Source organism: Streptomyces sannanensis, from assembly GCF_039536205.1.
GTDB lineage: Bacteria > Actinomycetota > Actinomycetes > Streptomycetales > Streptomycetaceae > Streptomyces > Streptomyces sannanensis.
The window spans coordinates 7,053,278-7,070,564 of the sequence record NZ_BAAAYL010000001.1; the positions used below are offsets into that span (position 1 = coordinate 7,053,278).

A 17,287-nucleotide genomic window follows, 5' to 3' on the forward strand; every position below is an offset into this window, starting at 1 on the left:
GCGAAAGCATCCTCACACTCCGCGAGCGCGCTCTGGGCCGGCCCCACCACGCTCACCACCCCTGCTTCCTGCCGTCAACCTTGAACAGCCCGGACGAAGGCTCGGCCAGGATCCCGCGCTCCACCAGCCTCTTCAGCTTCGAGCGCATCCCCTCCACATGCCGCGGCTCGGTCCCCAGACCCAGGTGCTGGCAGACCTCTTTGCAGCGCATCGCCGCCCCAGAGGTCGCGAACAGGGCGATGATCTCCCGGTACTCCGGCGACATCACCGTCACATCCAGCTCTGCCTCGGCCTTCACCAGCGCCACGGCGACCCCGCCGACACCCTCACCCGCGTCCGTGCCTGGTACCGGAGAAGACGGCGCGGCCAGCACCTCCTCCACCGTCTCCCGCGCGATCTGCAACCGCGCCAGCCGCTCCTCGGCCCGCGACAACTCCTCGGACAGACCAGCGATCTGCTCACGCAGCCGCTCGACCTGGCCCAGCACTTCAGCCCGCCTGGCCTCCAACGCCTCCATCAACGACGGCACACCACACCCACCCTCGCTCAGCACCCGCACCCCTCACAGCGGGCTCGACCCCGGCGACGGTAAAAGCCGGCACGACCAGCCACATCCCGAACCTCTGCGAATCACCCCAACGAGGCACCCTCATCAGATCTGCACCCGCATACGTGTGCCCCACCCCCAGGTGGGCGAGCGTGAGCAGGGCCTGGCGGCCGGAGCTCAGACGCCGCCAGTGGGAGCCGATCGCGCGACGGTGCTGCCGCAGACGGGTGGACAGGAAGCGTAGGGCAGAACTGGACACGTCGACGCCCGACGGGTAGACAAGCACGCGAAGCCTCCGGTGGAGACGGTTCTCTTGGTCGAAAACCCATCTACCAGGGGCTTCACCACATTTTCAGCCCAACCACCCTGTCTTTGCGGCAGGTTGGAAGGAGCTCACGTGCTTCCCCGCCCTCCCGGTCAACACCCGTTCGCTCCCGGTAAAGGTCTATAGACCCGTGAATGCTTCAGACCCGCACGTCAACGCCTTCGCCGAGATCTTCGGCGATCCGCCGGCCGACTACGCCGTACCTGTCGACTGGGCGGCAGTCGAGTCCTGGTTGGGGACGAGCCTGCCCGCCGACTACAAGGCCATCGCCGCCGCGTACGGCCCACTCGACATTGGCGCCTGGCTCTGGCTTCACATGCCATGCGTCAACCGCGGGTGGTTCGACTATGGGGCCTGGGTGCAGCAGACTCGGCGTGATGCCCCTGGTGTCCTTCCCTTCGGCGCCACCCGTACAGCCGACACCCTCTACTGGGACACCACAGCATCCGACGACCCCGACCAGTGGCCGGTCGTCATGCACTGTCAGGACGACGAGAACGCGGGCCGCGACTCCTGGCGGCGCTTCGCGAGCCCGCTCGTGCCGACGCTGGCCCGGCTCGTGGCCGACGGCATGCGCCCAGTGGCCGCCCGAAGTGGCATGCAAACCGACCTGGAGCGCACCCCGTGGACACCGCCGCCTCGGCGACCGGAGCCAACCGCTCAACAGCGGGCGGCGCTCACCACAGGCAGCGGGCTGGAGACTCTGATCGCACTCGTCCCGCCGCCGGAGACACCCACGCTCGGTAAGCACAACTGGGACTGGCTGTACGAACGGCTGGGCACACGTCTGCCCGGCGAGTACGTACGACTGATGGAGCGGTACGGGGCCGGCTCCTGGTGCGGCTGGCTGCGCTTCAACATCCCCTTCGACGAGGACCAGCACGCGCTCGCACCGTGGGCCGAGTGGTACGCGGAGACCTACCAGGGGCAGCGAGCAGAGTTCCCTGAGTACCATCCCCTGGCTGTCTATCCCGAGCCCGGGGGATTCCTGCCCTTCGCCGACTCCATCGACGGCGACCAACTGTGCTGGCTGACCGAAGGTGCCACGCCGGACGACTGGCCATTGATCGTTGTACCGCGCCATGCCGCCCAAGGCCCACCGCTCAACACCGACCTCACCAAAACCCTGCTGGAGTGGCTGCGCGGCCGGTTCGCAACCGAGGGTCTGCCCCCGCTCGGACGCCGCGACGAGAACCCCCTCGACTACATCGAATTCGAGCGCTACGACGCAGAACCAGCCGCTGATGGCCAATGATTCAGCGCCGCATCGGTCGAGTTCGAGATAGGTAGCCGACTCCATCAGCACAACCCACCCTGTCGCCGCCGCTCCACGGCAGGCTTCTGCGATCTCGGCGCGCGGCTCACTCGCGGAAGCGGAGGCGATCTACTTCGCGGACAAGGGGTACCAAGGGGTACCAAGGTACCGGCCCCGCGGTCCTGGTGCCCTACCAAAAGTCGATCTCGGAGACCATGTCGCGGTCCCCCTTTGCCTGCACCGCCGGCCGGGCATCTGGCAGGAACGGTGTATCGGGGTGTGGGCAGGTCAGTCGCGCAGGGCTGATCGCGGGTCGTCCTCGTCGTCCGGGGCGTTGAGGGAATCGGCGTCTTCGTAGGCGGGTGAGGGTAGGCGTGCGCCCCGGCTGACCGCGATCCGGTGCACATTGGTCAGAGCTTCGGTCAACTGGACCGCCAACAGGTGTAGTTCGCCGGGCGTCCACTGAAGCCCGCCCAGAATGCGCTGCGCCTCCTGGAGGAGTTCACCGGCCAGACCGAGCTGGGCGGACTCCACGTTGTTCGCGAGCCGGGACAGGTATCCCGTCCCGTCACTTGCGAGATAGCAAGGCTTCCCCTCTGGGCCCGCCCATGGCAGCAGGCGGAGCTGGCCGGTTCCGCTCGTCATGCGCTGACCTCCACTCCGTGGAGCAACCGGGGGCCGATGTCGATGCCGTGGACCGCCAGCCACAGCGCGCGACGCCGTGCCCGTTGTCTCTGGGCCTCCCGCCGCTCGTGCGCGACCAGGTACGGGCGTACCAGCCCGACCTGCTCGCCCCGCAGCCCCGGGGCAGCCGATGCGCGAGGCTGATAGACGGTCGAGGCCATGAAGCCGGCGGTTTGGTGATCTCGTCTGCGGTGGCGGCCCGGCGCGGGCCGGAGCAGCCGCAGCAGCGGCTCGAAGATGCGGGCGAAACAGTGCGGCATGTCGACGCTCCCTATCAGCGTTGGCCACGCCCCCGGACCGTTCCTCCCCAAGCTCTCGACTCCGTTCGAGTCGGGGAGATGGTCACGGGGATCCTGACTGAACGTCAGCCTGCCGACCGGCGATGCACGGCAGTTGCACCGAATGGTGCAACTCCTCTTGCCTGGAATCTGCTATATCCCGACCCACTCCGCGTACTGCGCCAGCGATCCGCTGCGGGACCGTTCGCGGCGCTTGAGTGCCAGAACGGTGTCCCGCACCGTCGGGTGGTAGCGCGTCTGCTGCGGCGCGATGCGCCGGGCCCGCTGCAGACAGTTCAGAGACTGCTCCGGGCGGCCTTCCCAGGCGTAGGCCCGACCCAGGTCCATCCAGTGGTGCCCGGCCCGGGACCGGGTCCAGTCAGGTGGGATCCGCACGTCCTTGGCGCGTTCGATGGCCAGGCCGAACTCGTCCATCTCCGAAGCCATGGCGACGGCATGGACGGCAACGTTGACCGGCCCCCAGGTCACGCCGTAGTCGGGCAGTTCGCCCGTCTGACGGGCCAGGGCACGGGCCTCGGCGAGCCGTGCCTCAGCGTGGTCCCGGTCCTTCGCTCGGCCCGCGATCACCGCGGCCCGCAGGTGAAGCATCCCTCGCATGGCGTCGATGGCTGCCGGGCGGTGTGCGTCCTGGCCTTCAAGATCCCGCAGCGCGCGGTCGACTACGCGCACACCGATGTCGTACCGGCCGGATGCCATCGTGGTCTGCGCTCGGAGGAAGGCATGCATGGCCGCCAGACCCGGCTCATCGGCACGCGGCGCGGCCCATGCCAAGCGGTCCAGTGCCACGGTGGCCAGGTCGATGTACCCGAACTTCCACGCCATGGTGAACACACAGCGGAACGTACCCGCCAGGCACTCGTAGGCCAGCCGCTGGTCCTCTCCGGAGCTGGTGTGGACGGCCTGGACACACTCGTCGATCAAGCCTGGAAGATCACGGACCATGTCCGTGTACTCCGCCTGGCGACGCTGCTCCAGCGCGCGCTGGACATCAGCACGGATGAGCGCGATCGGGCGCGGGGCCGTTTCCCAGTCCAGAGCGATGTCCCAGTTCTCCAGCCCTTCACGGATCGGCTGGATCAGCGCATCCATCCGGTCCCGGCGCAGCTCCTCGGCGTACGGCTGCCCCAGGAGATCGGACGTGGAGACACCAAGTGCGCGGGCACAGGCCGCAATAAAAGCCGGGGACGCGGGCTTCTGCCCGCACTCGACCTTCGACAACAGCGACTTCGACACATGGGCCCGCATCGCCAGGCCCTGCTGCGTCAGGCCACGCTGCTTCCGGATACGGGCGATCCGAGTGCCGGTGTGCTCCTCGATGCTCTGCGACACGGCGAACTCCGTTCTGCGGCAACACCCAGACGGTACCCGCGCCACACCGCACCGGATCAGCCGAACGCTGATCACGCCGGATGGACGCAGCCCCCATTCACCGCTGGTCCGGGCAGTGATGGGCGGCCGGGCTCTTTTTGTCGTCGGCGATCACCAGTGCCATTACGGGTACGTCGAACGGGGCCCCTGGCCTTCGGCGTCAGGGGAGCAACGATGTGCGCCTACCCCGCGTCCTCCAGGCGGAAGCCGACCTTCATGCCCACCTGGTAGTGGGCGATCGCGCCTTCCGCGATATGGCCGCGGATCTCGGTCACCTCGAACCAGTCGAGGCTGCGCAGCGTCTGGGAGGCGCGCGCGATGCCGTTGCGGATGGCCTGGTCGAGACCCTCGGTCGAGCTGCCGACGATCTCGGCGACCTTGTAGATGTGGTTCGACATGAGAGCCGTTCTCCTCTCGGTACGTCACTCCACGGTGCCCCACCGGGCGGTACTCCGCGAGGCGTGGCCGGGGGCCGAACAGGCGAAAACGGCCATGTCCGCCATGGTGTGCCGCCCCGGGGGCAGCGCCGCGGCGCTATGGCTTTCCGCATGGCACTTCTCCCCCCTCCTGTTCAGGACACCGGCGAGGTTCGGGCGCCGGAAGCGCGGCAAGACCGCCCGCGTCAGCCGGTCGGTGTGTGGCTGTGGCCCGCGCTGGCCACACTGGCGATGACCATGTACCGGATCGGGCGGCCGCAGATGGGCGGCGACGAGCTGGCCAGCTGGGACATCGCCGGCCGTACGGCCGAGCAGTTGCTCGGGACGGTGCAGCGGGTGGACGCGGTGCTCGGCGCGTACTACTTCATGCTGCATGCGTGGATGACCGTCTTCGGGGAATCGGCCACCGCCGTGCGCATGCCCTCCGCACTGGCCATGATCGGTGCCGCCGTCTGTGTGGCGCTGACCGGGCAGCGGCTGTTCGGCCGCCGGGCCGGGCTCGCCGGCGGCCTGTTGTTCGCCGTGATCCCGGCGGTGAGCAGGTTCGGCCACGAGGCCCGTCCTTACGCCCTGACGCTGCTGGCCGTGTCCCTGGCCACGCTGATGCTGCTCCGGGCCCTGGACCGCCCCCGCAGCTGGTGGCGCTGGACGGGCTACGCCCTGTGCGTGGAGTTCATCGGACTCATGCATCTGGTCGCCCTGACCGCCCTTCTGGGCCATCTCCTCGCGGCGATCTTCCGGGGCCGGCAGGAGCGCCGGGCGCTGTGGGGTTTCTGTATCGCCGCAGTGACCGGTGTGGCCTGTGTGGTTCCGGTGATTCTGCTGGGCAGGTCGCAGGCGTCCCGGCAGCTCTACTGGATCGCCAAGCCGGACGGATGGGGACTGGTCGACATCTGGCCCCAGATCTTCGCCTCCGCACTGTGCGCGGGGGCGGTGATCATGCTGGCCGCTCTGGCATGGAGGGAACGGAACGACACCCTCCTGTGGTGCACCGCACTCGCCGTGCTGCCACCACTGGTGATCTGGGTGGCCTCCCACGGGCAGATCTCCTACTTCTACTTCCGGTACATGCTCTTCACCCTGCCGGCGTGGGCGGTCCTGGCAGGGGCCGGGCTCGCCGCGGCGGTACGGTTCAAGGCCGCGCTCGCGGCGGCCCTGGCGGTACTCGCCCTGCTCACGCTGCCCGTGCAGAAGGCGGTGCGGGAGACTTTCGAACACCACCTGGGGCTGAGCATGGACTTCGAAGGAGCCGCCCGGGCCATCCGCAAGTACTACGCCCCCGGGGACGCGGTGGTCTACGACCGCATGGAGGACAGCCGGGGCGTCAGCTTCTATCTTCCGCGCGAGCTCAGCATGCGTGATGTCTTCGTTGCCAGGTCGGCGGCCGAACTCCATGAGTCGGACCCGGTCTACTGCCCCCGTCCGGCCGAGTGCGTGGGAAAGGAGAAGCGGCTCTGGCTCGTGGTCAGGGGCGGCGACCCGGACCCGCTGCAGGGCCTGCCCGGCCCCCAGGCGGACGCGCTCCGCGCCCACTACACGGCATCCGGGACGGAGCGCATGACCGGCCTGACCGTGGCGCTGCTGGTGCGCAAGGACTGACCCGTCCGGGTCCCCTGGCGTCGCCGGGACCGGCGGCGCCCGGCATTCAGCAGCCGCACATCCACAGGCCCCGTCGAGGTCATGTCGAAGCCGGCCCGGGGCGGAAGAAAGTGAGGTGCATCTTCCGCCCGGCACAGGAGAACGACATGACCGCCATGCCCGCCTCGCCCGCCGCCCTTCCAGCCCCGCCCGCGGGCTCCGGCTATCTGGTCTCGCTCGCCCGGGACCAGCACGACGTCCGCGCCGCGCAGCGCCTGCGGCACCAGGTGTTCGCCGGTGAGATGGGTGCCCGGCTCGAAGGACCCGAGCCGGGGCTGGACATCGACGCCTTCGACGCGTACTGCGACCACCTGCTGGTGCGCGAGCAGGCCACCGGCGAGGTCGTCGGTACATACCGGGTGCTGCCCCCCGACCGGGCCCGGGTGGCCGGCCGGCTCTACTCCGACGGCGAGTTCGACCTCGGACGGCTCGACCCCATCCGTCACGACCTCGTCGAGGTGGGCCGCTCCTGTGTGCACCCCGACCACCGCAACGGCGCCGTCATCGCGCTCGTCTGGGCCGGACTCGCCCGTTACATGAGCCGTACCGGGCACACCTGGCTGGCCGGCTGCTGCTCCATCCCCCTCGCGGACGGTGGGACCCTCGCCGCCGGCACCTGGGACACCGTCGCCGCCAAGCACCTCGCCCCCGAGGAGTACCGGGTGACCCCGTTGCGGCCCTGGAGCCCCGAAGGCATCGAGCGTCCCGCGGGGCGCACCGAGATCCCGGCATTGCTGCGCGGCTATCTGCGGCTGGGCGCCTGGGTCTGCGGGGAGCCCGCGTACGACCCGGACTTCGGGGTCGCCGACCTGTACGTGCTGCTGTCGCTGCGCCGCACCAACCCCCGCTATCTGCGCCACTTCCTCTCGCTGGCCCCGGTGCGATGAACGTCTGGCTGCCCGTCTCGCCCTGCACCCCGCCGCGCTGTGCCCATCACACGGGCCGGGCCGCCTCGCCCCTGCGCGCCGCCCTCCGGCTGCTCGCCGGCATCGTGGCGGTGCTGGCGGGGGTGCTGCTCTCGCCGGTGGTGCTGCGGCTGTCCGCGGTCCCCAGGGAGCGCCTGACCCGTCTCTGGTCCCGTGCCGTGCTGCGCGCCTTCGGGGTACGGATACGCATCACCGGCGAGCCCCGGCAGGGGGCGGCACTGGTCGTCGCCAACCACATCTCATGGCTGGACGTGCCGCTGCTCGCCGCCGTGCTGCCCGGACGGATGCTCGCCAAGAGCGAGATTCGGCGCTGGCCCGTGCTGGGGCCGCTCGCGGCCCGGGGTGCCACGCTGTTCATCGACCGCGACCGGTTGCGCGCCCTGCCCGGCACGGTGCGGGCGATCAGCGACGCGCTGACGGCGGGTTCCCGGGTGCTGGTCTTCCCCGAGGGCAGCACCTGGTGCGGGCGGCGGCAGGGCCGGTTCCGGCATGCCGCATTGCAGGCCGCACTGGACGCGGGCGTGGATGTGCAGCCCGTACGGATCAGCTACCGCGGCCCGGACGGCGAGACCAGTGGGGCGGCCGCGTTCGTCGGTGACGACACCCTGGTCGCGTCGCTGTGGCGGGTCGCGGCGGCCGGCCGGCTCACCGCCGAGATCCGGGTGCTGCCCCGGATCCCGGCGGCCCGCCATGCCGACCGCCGTTCCCTGGCACGGGCTGCTCAGTCGGCGGTGGAGAGCGACAGCGCGAACCTCCCGGCCTCATCCGTCCACCAGTTCCGCAGCGTCAGCCCGGCGGCGGCCAGTTCGGCCCGTACACCGTCCTGACGGAATTTCGCCGACACCTCGGTACGCATCTCCTCGCCGTACTCGAAGGGCACCACGAGATCCAGATCGCGGATCTTGACGGTGAGCGTCTGCCGTGCCCGCAGCCTCATCTCGATCCATTCGTTCTTCCTGTCCCAGACGGCCACGTGCGCGAAGTCGTCGGCGTCGAAGTCGGCACCGAGTTCGCGGTTGATGACCGCTAGGACGTTCTTGTTGAAGTCTGCGGTGACCCCGGCCGCGTCGTCGTACGCGGCCACCAGTGTGTCCTCGTCCTTGACCAGGTCGGTGCCGAGCAGCAGGCTGTCCCCGGGCTTGAGCAACGACCGTACGGACCGCAGGAACACGGCCCGTTCGGCGGGCAGCAGATTGCCGATCGTGCCGCCGAGGAACGCCACCAGACGCGGCCCGGGGGTGCCGGGCAGGGCGAGCCCACGGGTGAAGTCGGCGACCAGGGCGTGCACCCGCAGCCCGGGCCGCTCGTCGAGGATCGCCTCGGCGGCCCCGGTGAGGGCGCTTTCGCTCACGTCGACCGGCACATAGCCGTGCAGGTCCGGCAGGGCGTCCAGCAGATGGCGGGTCTTGTCGGACGAGCCCGAGCCGAGCTCCACCAGGGTGCGCGCGCCGGACAGACCGGCGATCTCCGCCGAGCGGTGGATCAGGATCTCCCGCTCGGCGCGGGTGGGGTAGTACTCGGGCAGCCGGGTGATCTCCTCGAAGAGCTCACTGCCGTGTGCGTCGTAGAACCACTTCGGCGGCAGCGTCTTGGGGTTTCGGGTCAGCCCGTGCAGCACATCGGCTCGCAGGTCGGCGTCCGTGGCGTCCTCGGGCAGGGTGCGGGTCAGCAGGAACGGGCTCACGCGAGGGGCTCCTTGAGCGGGGTCAGCAGGACGTCGGTGCGGCTCGCCGCCAGCAGGGTGCGGTCGGGAACCTCGCGCCAGTGAGGGTCGTCGTCGTACGGCTCGGAGGCCACGACCGTGCGGCGGCCCGGCTCGTTGAGGTACCAGAGCGTGTCGCCCCAGGCCGTCGCCGCGACCGTCTCGCCGTCGGACAGCAGTAGATTCAACCGTGAAGCGGGGGCCGCGGCCGCGATCTCGAGCACGGTGTCGGCCAGTGCCTGGGCGGGTTCGTCGCCGTTGCGCAGCCGGTGCAGCACGAGTGCCCACACCAGCGCCGCGTCGCAGCGCGCCTCCAGGGACAGCAGCTCGGCCGCGGGCAGCGCGGCGGCGAGCGGAGCCACCGACTGCGGCCAGCCGGCGACCGCGCCGTTGTGGCTGAGCAGCCAGGGGCCGGAGCCGAACGGCGCGGCCCCGGCCGCGCCGTCGGCGCTCGCCATGGTGGCGTCACGTACGGCGGCGACCAGCGCCCCGGTACGGATCACCCGGGCCAGGTCGGTGAAGGTCACGTCGGCCCAGATGGGACCGGAGCGGCGGTAGCGGGCCGGGACCGGGTCGCCCTCGGCGTACCAGCCGACCCCGAAGCCGTCCGCGTTGACCGTCCCGTTCCGCTGGAGGCGCGGAGTCCAGGACTGCCGGTACAGCCCGTGCACCGGTTCGACCAGCAGCTCACCGAGCGGCACGGGAGGCCCCACGTAAGCGATATGACGACACATCAGACATCCCTCGCGTCTCTCGCGGTGCGGAATCCGGCGAAGATCTGGCGGCGGATCGGGTAGTCCCAGTTGCGGAAGGTGCCCCGACAGGCCACCCGGTCGACGGCGAAGGAGCCGCCACGCAGCACCTTGTAGTCGCTGCCGAAGAAGACCTCCGAGTACTCGCGGTACGGGAAAGCGGCGAAGCCGGGGTACGGGAGGAAGTCGCTGGCCGTCCACTCCCAGACGTCACCGACCAACTGCCGTACGCCCAGCGGTGACTGGCCCGCGGGGTAGCTGCCGGCCGGTGCGGGCCGCAGATGGCGCTGGCCCAGGTTGGCGTGCTCGGGCGCCGGGTCGGCATCGCCCCACGGGTAGCGGCGCGACCGGCCGGTCGCCGGGTCGTGGCGGGCCGCCTTCTCCCACTCGGTCTCGGTGGGCAGCCGTCGTCCGGCCCAGCGGGCGTAGGCGTCGGCCTCGTACCAGCTCACATGCAGCACGGGCTCGTCGAGACGTACGGGCTCGGTGACCCCGAAGCGCCGGGTCAGCCACTGACCACCTTCGCGGCGCCAGAACAGCGGGGCGATCAGGCCGTTGGCCTGGACCTGGGCCCAGCCCTCCGACTGCCACCAGCGCTCGTCCTGGTAGCCGCCGTCCTCCATGAAGCGCAGATACCTGCCGTTGGCGACCGGCACGGTGTCGATCCAGAAGTCCGGCACCAGCCGGTGGTGCGCGGGCCGTTCGTTGTCCAGTGCCCAGGGCTCGGTGGAGGTTCCCATGGTGAAGGGGCCGCCGGGCACGAGGACTTCGGAGGGCAGTGCGGCCGCGTCGGCGGGTGCCGCAGGGGGTGGCGGGGCGTGGAGCGCGGCGGGGCCCTTACGCAGCTGATGGGTGATCAGCATGGTCTCGTCGTGCTGCTGTTCGTGCTGGGCGATCATCCCGAATGCGAAGGCCGCGTCCGTCAGCCGGGTGCCGTGCAGCGGGATGCGCTCCAGTACGTCCAGCGCCCGGCCGCGTACCTCGGCGGCGTACCGGCGGGCCTCGGCCGGCGGGAGCAGCGGCAGTGAGGGGCGCTCGGCACGCGGATGCTCGAACGCGTCGTAGACCGAGTCGATCTCGGGCCGCATCGCCTCACGCCCGGCCACCGCGCGCAGCAGCCACAGCTCCTCCTGGTTGCCGATGTGGGCCAGGTCCCAGACCAGAGGTGACATCAACGGCGAGTGCTGGGCCATCAGTTCGCGGTCGTCGACACACGAGGTGAGGGCGGCGGTGCGGTCCCGGGCGGTGGTGAGCGCCTCCAGGGCGCGCTTTCTCAGTGATTCGAGGTCGGTGGCGTGCTCGGTCATGCGAGGGTCTCCTTCCCGAGCGCGGGAACGGGCAGATCGTCGGCGGGACATCGGCCCCGGGCGACATGGCGGTCGGCGAACGCGGCGACCGCGTCCCGTAGGGCGCTGCGGGCGCCGAGCCGGGGGAGTGCGTCGAGGGCCGCGGAGAAGCAGACGACGGCGGCCGCGTGCAACTCGGGGTCGGCCAGGCCGTATCTGGCGGCGTTCAGCCACAGCGGATTGCGGGGTGCGGGCATCGCCCCTGCCGTCTCGGCCAGCGGTTTGACGGCCCGGTAGACCGTCTCCGACGCCTCCGGATCGTCGAACAGCGCGGTGGTGACGGCGACCGGCACCATCCAGCCGTCCTCGCCGGGCTGTGCGTCGATCATGCGCAGCTCGAGATGGCCGCGCGGGCGCACCGGCGGGAACAGCGTGGTCAGGTGGTACTCGAGGTCGGCCCGGGCGGGCGGACGTGGCCGGCCGGTGCGCAGCCACTGCCGGAAGGTGAGCCCCTCAGGTACGGTCCACGGCCCGTCGGCGGCGCGGATGCACATCACCGGGGTGTCCAGCGCGTGCCGTGCCCAGCCGGTCCGCGGCTCCTCGTCCGGGCGCGGCGCGAGGGCACGCAGCGGGTCGAGCCCGGCCCACACGGCCTGGCGGGCCGAGCGCCAGCCGCTCGGCCGCCCGTTCCTCAGCGGGGAGTTGGCGAACGCCGCCACCAGCACGGCGCCGAGCAGGTGTGCGAGCCGCCAGCGTCGCGCGTAGCCGAGCGGTCCCGGCTCCTCGTGGCCGGTGTCCAGACACACCTGGACGGAGGCGGTGGAGCACATCATGGACCGCCCCAGCGGGCCCGCCCGGTCCAGGCACGCCTCCAGCGCATCGTACCGGGGCTCGTGCAGCAGCCGGCGCGGCGGATGGACGGGTTCGTGGCCGACCCCGGCGAGGGTGAGTTCCATGCCGCGCAGTACGGCGCGTACATCGCCCAGGTCGGCGGATACGGAGTCGATGACCTCCGTCAGGGATGCGGCGGGGAGCGAGCTGAGCTCCAGCTGACCGCCGGGTTCGACAGTGAGGGCCGACCGCAGGGGCAGGGCCCGGAGTGCCGCGACGGCCGCTTCGAGGCGGCCGGGGGAGACGGGGAGATGCGGCCGGTGCAGATCGTGGACGAGCCACTCCAGTTCGACACCGATGAACCGGGGCGGGCCCGTCTTGAAGCAGATGCCCCTCAGCAGCGCTTCCGCCGCTTCCTCGGAAAACGGCGGGTCGCCGCCCCGGATGCTCACAGCAGGCATGGCCGGTTTCTCCTTCCGAATACCGTCAGCGCGCCGACCCGGGACCGGGGAGGCGCCGGGTCCCACCCAATCCCGTGCCGTGGAGTCGCACAAGGGTGCCCTTTCGAGAGGAAATGGGGTTGCGGCAACGACACTTGGACGTCAACGATGCTCCGCGAGAACCACACGGAAGAAGAAGCATGAGCAGACGCCTGCGGAACATCGCACAGCAGACCATGGAGATCGTCAGGGCCGGCGGGTACGAGACACCCGCGGGGCACGAGGTGTCGATCGCCGCCTCCGTGGCCGCGGCCGAGGCGGGAACCCGGCTGTACGGTCCGGACCCCGTCCCGGTGACACCCGACCGGGACTTTACGACAGTAATCGAAGTCACGGCCGAAAGCAGCCTGGAGGCTGCCCGCCGTCTCGTATCCGCCGCGCCGGACCCGGTCGCCGTCCTCGGTTTCGCCTCGGCACGCAATCCTGGCGGAGGCTTCCTGAACGGCGCCCAGGCACAGGAGGAGGCACTGTGCCGGTCCTCCGCGCTGTACGCCTGCCTGCTGCGGGTGCCGGAGTTCTACGACCACCACCGGGTCGAGCGTGATGTCTTCTACTCCGACCGGGTGATTCACTCGCCGGGCGTGCCGGTCTTCCGCGACGACCGGGGCACGCTTCTGGAAGAGCCGTACCGGGCGGGTTTCCTGACCGCGCCCGCACCCAACGCCGGGGTGATCCTGCGGACCACGCCGGAGCTGGCCGGCCGGATCCCGGCCGCACTGGCGGACCGCGCCGAACGAGTGCTGGAGACCGCCGCCGTCTGCGGCTACCGGAGGCTGGTGCTGGGGGCCTGGGGCTGCGGGGTGTTCCGCAACGACCCGGCGCAGGTGGCGAACGCATTCCAGGCGCTGCTGATGGCAGGGGGCCGGTTCTCCGGCCATTTCGAGCACATCGTCTTCGGCGTACTGGACCGTACGCCCGATGCGGCCACCCGCCGGGCGTTCGAGACGGCGTTTCACCATGGGGCCCTTCGGTAGGATTTGTCACGATTGCCACGCTAGAACCTGTACGGCCCATCCCGCAGCGGGGAACGGCCGGCCGGGACGGACGTTCAGGTGGTGGCCCATGGACCGGCACGCCATGTCCTCGCTCGCCTGCCGACCTCGTCGTCACGGCGGCGCTGCCCGCCCTGGCCCTGTCCGCGCCCGCCGCGGCCGGACGCCCGACATCCTGCGGTGCGCCACCGCGCTCGTCCCCCGGGAGCGGATCGAGATGGTGCTGCCCGTCTACGGCTGGGACTGGGGACCCGGCGGGACCGGCCGCGCCCGCCGTGTCACCTGGAAGCAGGCCGAGGAACCGCGCCTCGCGCGGGGTGCGTCGTACCGGCTGGACACGGAGTCCCGCACGCCCGGCCTTCACCTACCGCGAAGCAGGCGTGCAGCGCACCGTCCGGTGCCAGGACGCCCGGGGGGACGCCGGCCATCCGCCGGTCCTGCGGCGGCATGGCGTGCGCGGCACCGTGCTGTGGGCCCTCGAAGGCCCCCGAGCTGTGGGCGGTGCCGGCGGACGGCTGACGGGTGGCGGGGTGCGGGCTGCCGGAGGACCCTGGATTTGAGGGGCCGGTCTTCCGGCCGGCGGGCCGCCAGGGAGGTGGTGACAGCGATGTTCGCGAGGCTGAGCACCTACCAGGGGTCACCCGTGCCTGCGAAGGGCGATCTGACCGCCAGTTCCAGGTCGGCCTTCCAGCAGGTCCAGGACCTTCCCGGCTTCCGGGGCGTCTACTACCTCCTCGACCGGGCCTCCGGGAAAGCCATGACGCTGAGCCTGTGGGAGAACGAGGACACCATGAGGGGCAGCGAGGACCGTGCCACCCGGATCCGCGAGGAGACCACCCGGAGGGAAGGCCAGCGAGTCGTTTCGGTCGAACGCTTTGAAGTGGGCTTCAGCCAGCTGGCACCCTGACGCCACGCCCGGCGGCGGCGTACGGCCGGGGTGCGACCGGCCCGGCCACGCGCCCGCCTCACTCCTCCTCGTCTTCGCCCAGCGGGATCCGCTCGGCGAGGGGGGCTTGGTGGCCGGCCGGCCCTGATGCCCGTTCTGCTGCGCCGGCCCCATCTGGGCCAGCGGCTGCCGGGTCAGGCCGAGGCCCGTACCGCCCATGGTCAGTGTCTTGGCGAACATGTCCGACATGCCGTCGGCCCCGTTCGATACCCCTGTCGTCCGCGACGCGCTGATCGGGTTCCACGCCCGATCAGCGCGTTCAGCGCACACCGGCCGGCGTGGCCGACAGGGTTCAGGTTCGGGAGGCCCGCCTCACCCCGCCTCCACCCGGGAAGTGTCCCCAACGGGCGTGCCGGCCGGGACACTTGCGCCGGCCTGCGTGCCGTGCCGCAGGAAGGACACCAGCTTGCTGCCGGCCTGGAGCAGGTTCGCGCAGGCCAGCGCAGCCCACAGGCCGGTCAGCCCGCCCGCGTCGGCGATCGGTACGGCCGGCACGGAACCACACGACGGTCCACATCAGGCTCGGCCCGGTGCGCTTGAGCCCGATGAGGGCGAAGCCCGGCCGTGCCGGTCACCCGTCCGAGCAGGCCCGTCATCGTCGCGTCGTCCATGCGGGGAGCGTACCTATGAGGCGGGCCCGGGGCGATGGAGCGGGGGCGGCCGGTGCTCGAACCAGCGCTGGTCCGACTCGAGTTGTGCGGCCAGTGAGATCAGCAGCGGCTCGCTGTGCGCCGGGCCGAGGAGCTGGGCGCCGAGCGGCAGGCCGTCGGGTGTGAAGCCCGCGGGGACGTTGACGCCGGGCCAGCCGAGGACGTTCCACGGCCAGGCGTAGGGGCAGGCCGCGATCACCGCGCGGTCGAGGCGGTGGCCGGAGAGACCGATCAGGGCGCCCACCGGGGGTGGGGGAGTGGCGGTGGTCGGTGCCAGAACGACGTCGAAGCGGTCGAAGATTTCGCCGATGCGGCGGTGGAGTACGGACTCCGCCCGGCGCGCCAGGCGCAGCGGGGCTCCGTCGAGCAGTCCGCCCAGACGGACGGTGCCACGGGTGCGCGGGTCGAGCAGGGCCGGTTCCGGTACGCGGGACGCCCACTCGCGCAGGCCGGCGGTGGCGCGCGGTATGAAGGCCGGTCCGACCGCGCCGTACGAGGGGTCCGCTGCCGCGACGTCATGGCCGAGGGCCGTCAGCCGCTCGGCCAGCCGGGTCACCGCGGCCCGTACGCGAGGGTCCAGGTGCTTGGACGTGGCGGTGAACGGCATCCGTGTGGAGAGCGCGATGCGCAGCCGGCCGGGGTCGCGGTTCGCGGCGGCGGACGCGTCGACGGCGGGCGGCCGGTGCAGATCGCCGGTGTGCGGTCCGCTCGCGGCGTCCAGCATCAGCGCGGCGTCGGCGACCGTACGGGCCAGCACGCCATGGACGGTGATGCCGTTGAAGGCCTCGGCGTCGGGCCAGGTGGAGATGCGGCCGCGCTGGGGCTTGATGCCGACCAGGTGGGTCCAGGCGGCGGGGATCCGTATGGATCCCGCGCCGTCGGAGCCGAGGGCGGCCGGGACGAGTCCCGCCGCCACCGCGGCGGCCGACCCGCCCGATGAACCGCCGGGTGTGTGGCGGGTGTTCCAGGGATTACGGGTGTCCCCGAAAGCGGGCCCCTCGGTGAACGGCCACTGCCCGAGCTCCGGGGTGTTCGTCTTGCCGACGATCACGGCTCCGGCCGCCCTGAGGCGCCGTACCGCCTCGCTGTCGGCGGCTTTCGGCGGGAAGCTGCCGGGACAGCCGAAGGCGGTCGGTTCGCCGGCCACGTCCATGTCGTCCTTCACGGCGACCGGCACACCCAGCAGCGGCAGCCGGACGCCCTCGGACAGCAACCGGTCGGCGGCCTCGGCCTCGGCGAGCGCACTCTCCGCGCGTACCACCCGGAAGGCGTTGAGCACCGGCTGGGACGCCGAGATCCTTTCGAGGGTCTGCTCGGTCAACTCCCGTGCGGAGACGTCGCCTTGGGCGAGGGAGCGGGCGGTGTCCAGCAGACCCGCCGGGAGAGGTGTCGACACGGAACCTCCCGTTACTCGCTGGCAGTGACCAGGGTAGCGGGAGGTCCCGTCTCATGCGTCAGATCCATTCGTCCGGCGAGGACATGAAGCCGTCGAAGCCGCACGGTGGAGGGCGCGGCACGCCCTGGTGACCGTACGGAGACGTCGAAGCCGCGCCTCACGAGCAGGGCGGCCCGCTCCGGTACTGCGAACGGGTGTCGACCGGGTCAGCGGACGGATCGGGCGTACGGCGAGTGCGCCCGGCACGGAGAGGCCGGCGCCCACCAGGAACAGCGCGGGATACCGAGTACCAGGCACAGCCGCACGCAACACCCCCGCGTCAGCCGGCCTCCGCCTCCGCGACGGACTTGCGGACCTCGTCCATGTCCAGTGCGCGGGCCTGGCCGATCAGATCCTCCAGGGCGGGCGCGGGCAGGGCGCCCGGCTGGGCGAAGACCGCGACCTTCTCCCGCACGATCATCAGCGTGGGGATGGAGCTGATCCCGAAGGCCGCTGCCAGCTCCGGCTGGGCCTCCGTGTCGACCTTGCCGAAGACCAGGTCCTCGTGGCGCTCGGAGGCCGCTTCGAAGACCGGTCCGAACTGCCGGCACGGACCGCACCACGCGGCCCAGAAGTCGATCAGAACGAAGTCGTTCTCCGACACGATCTGATCGAAGTTGTCCTTGGTGAGCTCGACAGTCGCCACGTCGCCCTCTCTTTCCTTCCGGCTCCCCGATGGAGCCACCCGCCACAACCCGGACCGTACCGGGGGTA

At 71.1% G+C, this 17,287-nt stretch carries 18 protein-coding genes and 1 pseudogene; 6 read left to right on the forward strand and 13 right to left on the reverse strand.

Annotated features, from left to right (window positions below; genetic code table 11):
• Positions 1–52: 52 nt before the first annotated feature.
• Both ABD858_RS32860 and ABD858_RS32865 read right to left on the reverse strand, forming a co-directional pair.
• Positions 53–529 carry a hypothetical protein gene (locus tag ABD858_RS32860; RefSeq protein WP_345034002.1) on the reverse strand — a complete coding sequence of 159 codons (477 nt, stop codon included), beginning with the start codon at positions 527–529 and terminating at the stop codon, positions 53–55.
• A 136-nt stretch (positions 530–665) separates the two neighbouring features.
• Positions 666–833: pseudogene (locus ABD858_RS32865) on the reverse strand (IS5/IS1182 family transposase); the annotation flags it as partial.
• Positions 834–1,002: 169 nt separating this feature from the next.
• On the opposite strand from ABD858_RS32865, the gene ABD858_RS32870 reads away from it, so the two are divergent.
• Entirely contained in the window at positions 1,003–2,127 is a 1,125-nt protein-coding gene (locus tag ABD858_RS32870; RefSeq protein ID WP_345034001.1) for an SMI1/KNR4 family protein, read from the forward strand.
• Between the two features lie 288 nt (positions 2,128–2,415).
• On the opposite strand, the gene ABD858_RS32875 is transcribed toward ABD858_RS32870, so the two are convergent.
• The 4 genes from ABD858_RS32875 to ABD858_RS32890 form a co-directional block, all read right to left on the reverse strand.
• Positions 2,416–2,772: a hypothetical protein gene (locus ABD858_RS32875; RefSeq protein WP_345034000.1), complete on the reverse strand. Its 357-nt coding sequence runs from the start codon at positions 2,770–2,772 to the stop codon at positions 2,416–2,418.
• Positions 2,769–3,071 carry a hypothetical protein gene (locus ABD858_RS32880; protein WP_345033998.1) on the reverse strand — a complete coding sequence of 101 codons (303 nt, stop codon included), beginning with the start codon at positions 3,069–3,071 and terminating at the stop codon, positions 2,769–2,771. The genes ABD858_RS32875 and ABD858_RS32880 overlap by 4 nt, the downstream gene beginning before the upstream one ends.
• A gap of 171 nt (positions 3,072–3,242) precedes the next feature.
• Positions 3,243–4,439, reverse strand: coding sequence for a helix-turn-helix domain-containing protein (locus tag ABD858_RS32885; protein WP_345033996.1), 1,197 nt, complete (start codon positions 4,437–4,439; stop codon positions 3,243–3,245).
• 221 nt (positions 4,440–4,660) lie between these two features.
• A complete protein-coding gene (locus ABD858_RS32890; RefSeq protein WP_345033994.1) occupies positions 4,661–4,876 on the reverse strand; it encodes a dodecin in 216 nt (71 codons plus the stop codon).
• A gap of 150 nt (positions 4,877–5,026) precedes the next feature.
• Here ABD858_RS32890 and ABD858_RS32895 point away from each other — a divergent pair, with 150 nt between their 5' ends.
• The 3 genes from ABD858_RS32895 to ABD858_RS32905 all read left to right on the forward strand — a co-directional run bounded on the left by ABD858_RS32895 (position 5,027) and on the right by ABD858_RS32905 (position 8,306).
• Positions 5,027–6,514 (forward strand): glycosyltransferase family 39 protein, encoded by a 1,488-nt coding sequence (locus ABD858_RS32895; RefSeq protein ID WP_345033992.1) that lies wholly within the window; start codon positions 5,027–5,029, stop codon positions 6,512–6,514.
• Positions 6,515–6,669: 155 nt separating this feature from the next.
• The gene (locus ABD858_RS32900) at positions 6,670–7,440 is read left to right on the forward strand and encodes a GNAT family N-acetyltransferase (RefSeq protein ID WP_345044199.1); all 771 of its coding nucleotides are present in this window, start codon (positions 6,670–6,672) and stop codon (positions 7,438–7,440) included.
• Positions 7,437–8,306, forward strand: coding sequence for a lysophospholipid acyltransferase family protein (locus tag ABD858_RS32905; protein WP_345033991.1), 870 nt, complete (start codon positions 7,437–7,439; stop codon positions 8,304–8,306). Before ABD858_RS32900 ends, ABD858_RS32905 begins: the two co-directional genes overlap by 4 nt.
• Here ABD858_RS32905 and egtD read toward each other — a convergent pair.
• From egtD to egtA, 4 genes are read right to left on the reverse strand one after another with little or no spacing between them, the layout of a single operon-like run.
• Positions 8,201–9,163, reverse strand: coding sequence for an L-histidine N(alpha)-methyltransferase (gene egtD, locus ABD858_RS32910; RefSeq protein WP_345033990.1), 963 nt, complete (start codon positions 9,161–9,163; stop codon positions 8,201–8,203). The two genes, ABD858_RS32905 and egtD, sit on opposite strands and share 106 nt — an antisense overlap.
• The gene (gene egtC / locus ABD858_RS32915) at positions 9,160–9,915 is read right to left on the reverse strand and encodes an ergothioneine biosynthesis protein EgtC (RefSeq protein WP_345033988.1); all 756 of its coding nucleotides are present in this window, start codon (positions 9,913–9,915) and stop codon (positions 9,160–9,162) included. Before egtC ends, egtD begins: the two co-directional genes overlap by 4 nt.
• Positions 9,915–11,240, reverse strand: a complete 1,326-nt coding sequence (gene egtB / locus ABD858_RS32920) for an ergothioneine biosynthesis protein EgtB (protein WP_345033986.1) — start codon at positions 11,238–11,240, stop codon at positions 9,915–9,917. Before egtB ends, egtC begins: the two co-directional genes overlap by 1 nt.
• Positions 11,237–12,511 carry an ergothioneine biosynthesis glutamate--cysteine ligase EgtA gene (gene egtA, locus ABD858_RS32925; RefSeq protein WP_345033985.1) on the reverse strand — a complete coding sequence of 425 codons (1,275 nt, stop codon included), beginning with the start codon at positions 12,509–12,511 and terminating at the stop codon, positions 11,237–11,239. Before egtA ends, egtB begins: the two co-directional genes overlap by 4 nt.
• Before the next feature lie 179 nt (positions 12,512–12,690).
• On the opposite strand from egtA, the gene ABD858_RS32930 reads away from it, so the two are divergent.
• Positions 12,691–13,524: a TIGR02452 family protein gene (locus ABD858_RS32930; protein WP_345033982.1), complete on the forward strand. Its 834-nt coding sequence runs from the start codon at positions 12,691–12,693 to the stop codon at positions 13,522–13,524.
• A gap of 625 nt (positions 13,525–14,149) precedes the next feature.
• The gene (locus tag ABD858_RS32935; protein ID WP_345033980.1) at positions 14,150–14,449 is read left to right on the forward strand and encodes a hypothetical protein; all 300 of its coding nucleotides are present in this window, start codon (positions 14,150–14,152) and stop codon (positions 14,447–14,449) included.
• Positions 14,450–14,800: 351 nt separating this feature from the next.
• On the opposite strand, the gene ABD858_RS32940 is transcribed toward ABD858_RS32935, so the two are convergent.
• The 3 genes from ABD858_RS32940 to trxA all read right to left on the reverse strand — a co-directional run bounded on the left by ABD858_RS32940 (position 14,801) and on the right by trxA (position 17,219).
• Positions 14,801–14,983 carry a hypothetical protein gene (locus tag ABD858_RS32940; protein ID WP_345033977.1) on the reverse strand — a complete coding sequence of 61 codons (183 nt, stop codon included), beginning with the start codon at positions 14,981–14,983 and terminating at the stop codon, positions 14,801–14,803.
• A gap of 129 nt (positions 14,984–15,112) precedes the next feature.
• Positions 15,113–16,534: an amidase gene (locus ABD858_RS32945; protein WP_345033976.1), complete on the reverse strand. Its 1,422-nt coding sequence runs from the start codon at positions 16,532–16,534 to the stop codon at positions 15,113–15,115.
• Positions 16,535–16,853: 319 nt separating this feature from the next.
• Positions 16,854–17,219, reverse strand: coding sequence for a thioredoxin (trxA, locus tag ABD858_RS32950; protein ID WP_345033975.1), 366 nt, complete (start codon positions 17,217–17,219; stop codon positions 16,854–16,856).
• Positions 17,220–17,287 lie beyond the last annotated feature (68 nt).